Here is a 7,570-nt window from a genome sequence, read left to right as displayed (position 1 = left end):
CTTTGAGGTCTGGCCAGTAGAAGTAGTACACTTGGCGAACCCTTCAGTAGCCCTTTAGGGTTTGGTCAGTAACAAAGGCTTTTAGCCGCAGAGAAAACCACCCGTTCTCACGGGTGGTTTTTATTATGGCTTTTCCCCTATATGTATGTCGAAAATATGAAAGATGACCTAATTTATAAAATTATCTAAAAAATAGTATTGACGATGAGAATCATTCTCTATTATAATCACAATTGTGAATGAAAATCATTATCAATAAGTTAAGCACATAAAAATGATCAACGGGGGATTATTTCATGAAAAAGAGAGAGTTAAAGAAAATCTTTGCAGGTTTCTTACTAGCTAGTTCAGTTTTAACAGCATGTAGCTCAACTACTTCTACAGAAGAGACAGAAGAAAAGAAACAAGAAGAAGTGAAAGAGGAAGAAGAAGTACAAAATGAAGAAGTAAGCTTTGAACAGGCATTCCAAGAAGCAGTTACAGAATTGGAAAAAGCGAAAGAAGACAAAGAAGTAGATTTCGATAAAGTGACTGAACTTTATACGACAAACCTTCAAGGTCTTGTAAAAGAAAGAGATGCAGAATTTGAAGATACGATTGACCAACATATTACAACGGCATTAGCGGCAGGTAAAGATGGCTCCATGGACAAAGTAGTTGTAAAACAACTTTTTGATAAATTAATGCAAAAGGTTTTCTATACAACGATTAAGCATGAGTTTACGGAAGTAACGGAAAACTGGGCTGATAAGGAAGCAGTTAAAGAAGAAATTGAAGAAGCAAAAGAATTCTACTCAATTATTCAATCGACTGTTGAAAAGCGTGATGCTGCTTATGGTACAAACATGGTAGATGCGATCGCAGGTGGATTTGATGAGATTGAGAAAGCAGTAGAAGCTGACGATCAATTAGGCTTCAACCTTGGGAAGCAAGTAGTGGACAAAACATTGATGAAGACTTTCTACTTTGCAACCGGAGCAGTTCCGAATGGATATGCTACAAAAGCTGCTGCTGCAGCAAAGGAAAATGCGGAAGAAGCAAAAATTGAGCAAGCTGAAGGCTGGGCATTTTATCAATCCATTTTCACTTATCTCGATAAGCATGCTCAAGAAGATGCTGCATTCATTTTAAGTCAATTCGATCTTCAAACAGACGTAACAACACTTGATCCTTCAGCTGTAAACAAAGCGTTTGTACGTGGTTTCTCAAAAATTGCATTACATGAGTATGAAGAGAGTGTGGAAACTTGGGGTGAAGACAAATCAGTTATCACTGCATTAGAAGGTGCTCTATTCATTGATGTTATTGGTGAAGATATTAAGACAATTATCGGTGAAGCAGAGTTTACTGCTTTAACTGAAAAGGCGCAAACATATTTAGAAGCAGCAAAAGCACAAGATAAAGCGACTGCAGATGCTACGCTAGCTGAAATTCAAGCGACTCTAAATACAGTCATTAACAGCGCAAAATAATGCAAACAAATAGTAGGGAGAAAACCTTGGCGTGATCAAGGTTTTTTCCTTTTCACTAACCCTCTCCTAGCAAAACTGCTTTCCATTCTTACTTAAGATATAATAATTGGTAAAGTGTAAAACTAGAGGTGTTGTTTTATGAAGATTGTTGTAACGGGTGGAGCAGGATTTATCGGGAGCCACCTTTCTAGAAGATTATTATTAGAGCAACATGAAGTGTTTATCATCGATTGTCTTCATTCCTATTATTCTCCAGATAGAAAAAGGACGCATTTGGATGAAATAAAAAAGCTGGGTGCCTTTCACTTTTTTAATATAGACCTACTTGATCGAGAGGGGACCATTCGGCTAATAAAGGAAATCTCCCCTGATGTCGTGATTCATCTTGCAGCTCTACCAGGTGTTGCATATTCCATAGATCAACCACTCGAATACGTGGATTATGATGTCAAGGCAACGATTAATGTGTTAGAAGGAGCAGGAAAAGCGGGAACAAGGCAAGTGATTTTTGCTTCTTCGTCCTCGGTTTATGGAAATCAAGAAGGGCCATTCCTTGAAGAAATGGCAACCGGAAAGGTCATATCTCCATACGCAGCTGCCAAATACTCTGCTGAATCCTTCTGCCATGTGTATGAACATTTATATGGATTCCAAATGAATATACTGAGGTTTTTTACGGTATATGGCCCATGGGGAAGACCGGATATGGCAATTGGTCATTTTATTAAAAAGCTTATGAACGGTGAAAGCATTCGCGTGTTTGGTTCAGGAAGTGCGCGTGACTATACGTATATTGAAGATATTGTAGAAGGAATCAACTTGACGATGATGAAAAGCAAAGAAAGTGAAACGTTTAATATTGGCTCAGGAAGACCGATTACGATGGAGCGTTTGTTATCTGAGTTACACATCCATTTTCCGACCATGGTCGTGAATAGGGAAGGCAATCGAATAGGGGATGTTCATCAAACTTGGGCGGACATCTCAAAAGCTGCAAATCAGTTAGGTTATCAACCAAAGGTCGAGTTTTCATTAGGGCTAGAGGAAACGGTGAAATGGGCGAAAGAGTATGAGAGTTCTCTCTAAAAAATTCGTTAAGAATGGCATCTCATTGGTCATCATTTTGATCTTTATTGTGCTAACCACCTTGTTTTTTGATGCTAGCCATGTATGGAATGCGGGGAAACTACTTGCTCAACATCCTTTTTGGCTTCTTTTCATGTTTGGTCTTTATTTTCTTTCCTTTTGTTTAAAAGCGGTGGCATGGAAGCTGTACCTAAAAGGGAAAGCAAGCATTTTCTCTTGCTTATTAGGGATTCTTTACAGCTTATGTATTAATCACCTCCTTCCTATTAAGGTCGGTGATTTGGTTCGAGCGGAAGTGTTGAAAAACAGAGAAAAGCTAGTAAATAGAGAAGAAGCGTATCATTCTGTTATCGTCCTAAGGGCGATGGATATGGTCTGTTTAATCGGTATCACTTTTGTTGGGTTACTTGCTTTAGACATCATCTACCGTATCCCAACTTGGCTGATTCTCGGAGGGCTATTGCTTGTTTTGCTAGCTCTAATCATTAGTAGACAATTTTTCAGCAGCTTTTTACAAAGGCAATTTGTTTTAATGAAGAGTGCGTTATTAGGATGGAACGGATTCGTTATTATTTTTGCCACATTGATTAGTTGGATATTAGAAGCAGGGGTATTGTACGGTACGGTACATATTCTTACAGAAAAGGCGAGCTTACTAGAGTTAGCTTTTGTAAACAGCTTGACGATTGCTGGGCAAGTATTTCAAGTGACTCCTGGAGGAATCGCCAACTACGAAAGTGTCATGACCTTTGGTTTAGGTATCCTAGGAATGTCGTTGAAAATGGGATACACAATTGCGGTCTTTAATCATGCCATTAAGTTCTTTTTTTCCTATATTGTTGGAGCATTTTGTTTTTGGATTCATCCAATCAAATTAGATACCATTAAGAGTTTAGCAAAATCGAGAGGAGTTAGTAGAAAGTGAAAAGTGCTTCAAAGTTTGAAAAAGTGGCAGCCCGATGTTGGAACTTACTTAACGAAGGCAAGCCATTTACACCTATTTTTGTATTAGGAACGTTTCTTTTGTTTCATTTTAGGGATATGGCTTCGGTCGCGAATCTATCTTCCATCTTTTTATCATTACTGGTGATTATCCCGATTTTAGCCTTGTATTTTATTTTTGATTTTCCTTTATTTTTAAGAAATTATTTATGGATTCCTTTCATTGCTTATTTAATGGTATGGAATGATGTTCATCTGCCATTATTACTGTTTGCGATAGGTCTTTATTTCTTTTTTACCGTCTTTTTCTGGGGTACTCTTTATTATCATTTAAGAATTGGGACCTCGTGGTTGAATTTCACCCGTTTTTGGAAGCTAGTTATGAAAAATAGTGATTCAACCAGCGGGAATGCGCAGGAACAATTGCCTAAGTTTTTACTCGTGTTATCTATTTGGCAGTTAGTTTATGACAATCATCGTTCAGGCGAGCCTGTTGAGTATTTTTACATCTTAGTGTTCTATGGTTTTATTTTCATTTTTGCTTGGATCTTACACCGCTACTTGTTTGATTGGAAGCCAGCGATGTATGCGGATTATACAAAGGATTCTACGGAGCCACCAATGAAAGCCCTCTCTGATAAAGTCGTTGTCATCGTTATTGATGGGATGAGAAAGGAACGATTTTACGAGGCAAATACGCCCTTCCTCGACTACTTGAAGGAAAACGGGACGGAGTATACGAATATGGAGACGGTGTACCCGGCAAGAACGGTCGTTTGTTTTACGTCGATGTTTACAGGAACGTATCCATTTGAGCATGGGATTACGTCCAACATGGTTTGGAAGCTGGGGATCAAGGTAGAGAGCATTTTTGACTCGTTACGTAAGGTAGGGAAAAAAGGCAGGCTTTTAGGGATTGCCCATTTGGTCGATTCGATGGGAGACGATGTCGAAACCGTTACAGCAGTTATGCATAATGATGAAGCAGATCCGAACATTATGAAAAGAGCAAAAAAAATCATGAAGGAACAGGATCCGGACTTATTCATTGTACAAATGATCGCAACGGATCAAACAGGTCATTCAAGAGGGGTCCTGTATGATGAGTACATTCAAAAAATCGAAGAAGCAGACGCTTTGGTTAAGGACTTTGTTGAGTGGCTTGAAGAAGAAGGGAAAATGGAGAATACAACATTATTTATTTGCGCGGACCATGGGCAGGCAGACGGAATTGGCGGACACGGTCACCTCGATGAAGGGGAGCGCTTCGTTCCATTTTTTATTCACGGTCCACATATTGAGAGAGGCAAGAAAGTAGAGCAAAAGCATAGCCTTGTTTCTATGGCTCCAACATTAGCACATCTTTTAGGGGCACCATTCCCTAGCCACAGCCGTGGAAAAGTACTAATCGAAGCGATTAAGGAAAGTAGAGAGTAAAAATGAATAGACAGAAGGTAATCGTATTTTTACCAGCCTATAATGAGGAAGAATCGATTGGGGAAGTCATAAAAGGCATTCCCCGTGAAATCCATCATTCGGTCGAGGTTCGTGTATTAGTGATAGACGATGGTTCTACGGATGAGACTGTCCAAGTAGCGAAAGAAGCGGGTGCGGATTATATCGTAAGCTTTGAAAAAAATCAGGGTCTTGGAGCCGCGGTTCGAGCAGGGATCAAGGAATGCTATAAGCACGGTGCTGATATTGGAGTTATGATTGACGCAGATGGAGAGTATCCAGCAAAGCAAATACCTGAATTGTTACAACCAATTTTTTCAGGAGAAGCAGATTATACGATGGGCTCACGATTTTTAGGAACGATAAAAGGGATGAAAATCCATCGTCGACTTGGAAATTATTGTTTTACTTTCATTCAAAGTCTGTTATTGAAAAAGTGGATATACGATGGCCAATCCGGAATGAGAGCCTTCTCCCGACAAGCTCTTGAGCATGCGGAGATCATTCATGATTATAATTATGCACAAGTGATTACATTAAATTTAGTGAGAAAGGGATTTCGTGTCCAAGAAGTACCTATTCAATATCAAGTACGAACGACAGGAGAGTCATTCATCACCTTCAGAGGGTATCTTTCAACGGTACTTCCAGCAATTATAAAGGAAATAAGTAGACCCGTTCAAAAAGTAGAGCTCGATTACTCAGCTCACATAATCAGTCAATCATCAAAGGGTAGAAATCAGTTGATTCAGGGAATTTATCCATCAAATATACACACAAAATAAACATAAAGTTTAAATTGACACTCAGAATGATAATCATTATCATTGAGGATAGGAGGCAGGTATATGTTTAAGAAGCTTTTGTTTTTTAGCTTGTTAGTAATCCTTACTTTTACCAGTATGTTTACAACATCAGCTAGTGCCTATACGTACGGAGATCCAAACAAAGAAGAGGTGGCAGAAGCCTATAAAGAAATTCTCATAAAGTTGGATCAAGATCCACCTAATTTTGCTGAGTCGAGAGAGATTTATGAGTCGGTAAAAGAAGAAGTAGATATGCATATGGGAGAAGAGCCTTCTAAGTTTATTCTTGCTGGAATGGATTCCGAGGACAAAGAAGCTACTATTGAAAATATGGAAAAACTTTTAGTACTAAACATTGCAAGAAGAATGGTAAATATCGAGGGCAAATTTACCGAATATGACACAAGTAAAAAGTTATTAGCGAAGGCATTTGCTACATATGAAGCCTTGTCACCTAGAGTAGAAGCGGAAAATCCTGAATTAGACGAAGAATTAAAGGCGAGCTTTGACGAAGCGTTGAATGCACTTGGTAATCCGGGACTATTCGGGGTTGGCAAGAAGGAATCAGACCTAGAGGCTTTTAAGACAAATAAGGAAGAAATCCTAACCAATTTGCAGAAGGAATTTCAGTTAAAAAGCTTGGAAGTAGGTCATTTCTCTGAAAGTGCAACAGAAACAGAGTCTGCTGGAAAGAAAGAATGGACGGACATTTCTAATATCCGAAATTGGATCCCGTTAATTCTGATAACTGCAGCGATTGTAGGAGTTATTGTCTTTACGATTCGAAAAAGAAACCGTAAATAAAAGTCATCATGGAGAAGGTGGAAAACCATGGAAATTCAAGCGTTGTTGATAACATTTCGTGAAGTACTTGAAGCTCTTCTCATAATCGGAATCATCACAACTTATCTGAAAAGAATGGATCACGCGCAATACAATAAATATGTTTGGCTGGGTGCAGGTCTAGCGGTTATAGCGAGCGTTGGGGTTGCTATGCTTTTTCAAGTGGTGTTTACAGGTTTTGCAGCAATGGGGAACGAAATCTATTTGAAAATAGGAATTATGCTCGTGTCCACCATTCTCTTGACCCAGATGGTTTTTTGGATGGCAGAACATAGTAAGGATATCAAAGGAAACATGGAAGGAAAAATGAACAAATTTATTTCGACTGGAAATATTGTTGGTATGGTCATTCATTCCTTCTTAGTTGTCCTCCGTGAAGGGGTAGAAACAGTCTTCTTTTTTGCGGCTATTACAGGTGGAAATATTGGAGCCGCCTTACAAGGCTGGGGTGCTCTTACGGGAGTCATAATCGCGGCTGTTGTATCGTACTTCTTCTTTAAAGGTACGATGCGCATTTCATTAAAAACTTTCTTTAAAGTAACGGGAGCCTTCATTATTTTAATTGCGGCAGGGTTACTCGTTCAAGCAATATCTATGATGCAGGATGTTGGAATGATCGGCAGTGTCATTCCACATGTATACGATATTACCTGGTTTTTACCAGAGCACTCTATCGATCATGCTCATTATGTTAGAGACCATGGGGTTGAACCACTTCTGTCTGGTGATATAGGAATCTTCCTAAAAGCATTATTCGGATATTCATCCATGCCTTCAATAGAAGAAGTGATTGCTTATATTGGTTACTTTGTAGTGATCTATCTATTAACAGGGTATCAACCTAAGGAGAAGACAAAAAGTGCTGCGGAAGTAACTACTTTCAACGCACAGGTAAAATAATTTTGAAAGGGTACAAGGCACATGTCTTGTACTTTTTCTTTAGAAGTTGCTTGAAATAAAGGTGTG

The 7,570-nt window shown here is 38.9% G+C and carries 7 protein-coding genes; all 7 read left to right on the top strand.

Annotated features, from left to right (window positions below; translation table 11 throughout):
• Nucleotides 1–296: 296 nt before the first annotated feature.
• The 7 genes from ACVBAX_RS19760 to ACVBAX_RS19730 all read left to right on the top strand — a co-directional run bounded on the left by ACVBAX_RS19760 (nucleotide 297) and on the right by ACVBAX_RS19730 (nucleotide 7,504).
• Nucleotides 297–1,472, top strand: coding sequence for a hypothetical protein (locus ACVBAX_RS19760; protein ID WP_447118511.1), 1,176 nt, complete (start codon nucleotides 297–299; stop codon nucleotides 1,470–1,472).
• 138 nt (nucleotides 1,473–1,610) lie between these two features.
• A complete protein-coding gene (locus tag ACVBAX_RS19755) occupies nucleotides 1,611–2,558 on the top strand; it encodes an NAD-dependent epimerase/dehydratase family protein (protein ID WP_447118510.1) in 948 nt (315 codons plus the stop codon).
• Nucleotides 2,542–3,483, top strand: a complete 942-nt coding sequence (locus tag ACVBAX_RS19750) for a lysylphosphatidylglycerol synthase transmembrane domain-containing protein (RefSeq protein WP_447118509.1) — start codon at nucleotides 2,542–2,544, stop codon at nucleotides 3,481–3,483. The genes ACVBAX_RS19755 and ACVBAX_RS19750 overlap by 17 nt, the downstream gene beginning before the upstream one ends.
• Nucleotides 3,480–4,937, top strand: a complete 1,458-nt coding sequence (locus ACVBAX_RS19745) for an alkaline phosphatase family protein (RefSeq protein ID WP_447118508.1) — start codon at nucleotides 3,480–3,482, stop codon at nucleotides 4,935–4,937. The genes ACVBAX_RS19750 and ACVBAX_RS19745 overlap by 4 nt, the downstream gene beginning before the upstream one ends.
• 2 nt (nucleotides 4,938–4,939) lie before the next feature.
• On the top strand, nucleotides 4,940–5,740 hold the full coding sequence (locus ACVBAX_RS19740) for a glycosyltransferase family 2 protein (protein WP_447118507.1): 801 nt from the start codon (nucleotides 4,940–4,942) through the stop codon (nucleotides 5,738–5,740).
• 63 nt (nucleotides 5,741–5,803) lie between these two features.
• Nucleotides 5,804–6,565 carry a hypothetical protein gene (locus tag ACVBAX_RS19735; RefSeq protein ID WP_447118506.1) on the top strand — a complete coding sequence of 254 codons (762 nt, stop codon included), beginning with the start codon at nucleotides 5,804–5,806 and terminating at the stop codon, nucleotides 6,563–6,565.
• A gap of 27 nt (nucleotides 6,566–6,592) precedes the next feature.
• Nucleotides 6,593–7,504 (top strand): FTR1 family iron permease, encoded by a 912-nt coding sequence (locus tag ACVBAX_RS19730; RefSeq protein WP_447118505.1) that lies wholly within the window; start codon nucleotides 6,593–6,595, stop codon nucleotides 7,502–7,504.
• Nucleotides 7,505–7,570: the final 66 nt, after the last annotated feature.

It is taken from the genome of Robertmurraya sp. GLU-23 (assembly GCF_052983275.1).
The sequence above is the reverse complement of the archived record's forward strand: the minus strand, read 5'-3'. Positions and strand labels throughout refer to the sequence as shown.

Excerpts from the sequence above, each read along its gene's own strand:
- ACVBAX_RS19760 (WP_447118511.1), top strand. The coding sequence starts at position 297 with ATGAAAAAGAGAGAGTTAAAGAAAATCTTTGCAGGTTTCTTACTAGCT.
- ACVBAX_RS19740 (WP_447118507.1), top strand. The coding sequence starts at position 4,940 with ATGAATAGACAGAAGGTAATCGTATTTTTACCAGCCTATAATGAGGAA.
- ACVBAX_RS19755 (WP_447118510.1), top strand. The coding sequence starts at position 1,611 with ATGAAGATTGTTGTAACGGGTGGAGCAGGATTTATCGGGAGCCACCTT.
- ACVBAX_RS19730 (WP_447118505.1), top strand. The coding sequence starts at position 6,593 with ATGGAAATTCAAGCGTTGTTGATAACATTTCGTGAAGTACTTGAAGCT.
- ACVBAX_RS19735 (WP_447118506.1), top strand. The coding sequence starts at position 5,804 with ATGTTTAAGAAGCTTTTGTTTTTTAGCTTGTTAGTAATCCTTACTTTT.
- ACVBAX_RS19750 (WP_447118509.1), top strand. The coding sequence starts at position 2,542 with ATGAGAGTTCTCTCTAAAAAATTCGTTAAGAATGGCATCTCATTGGTC.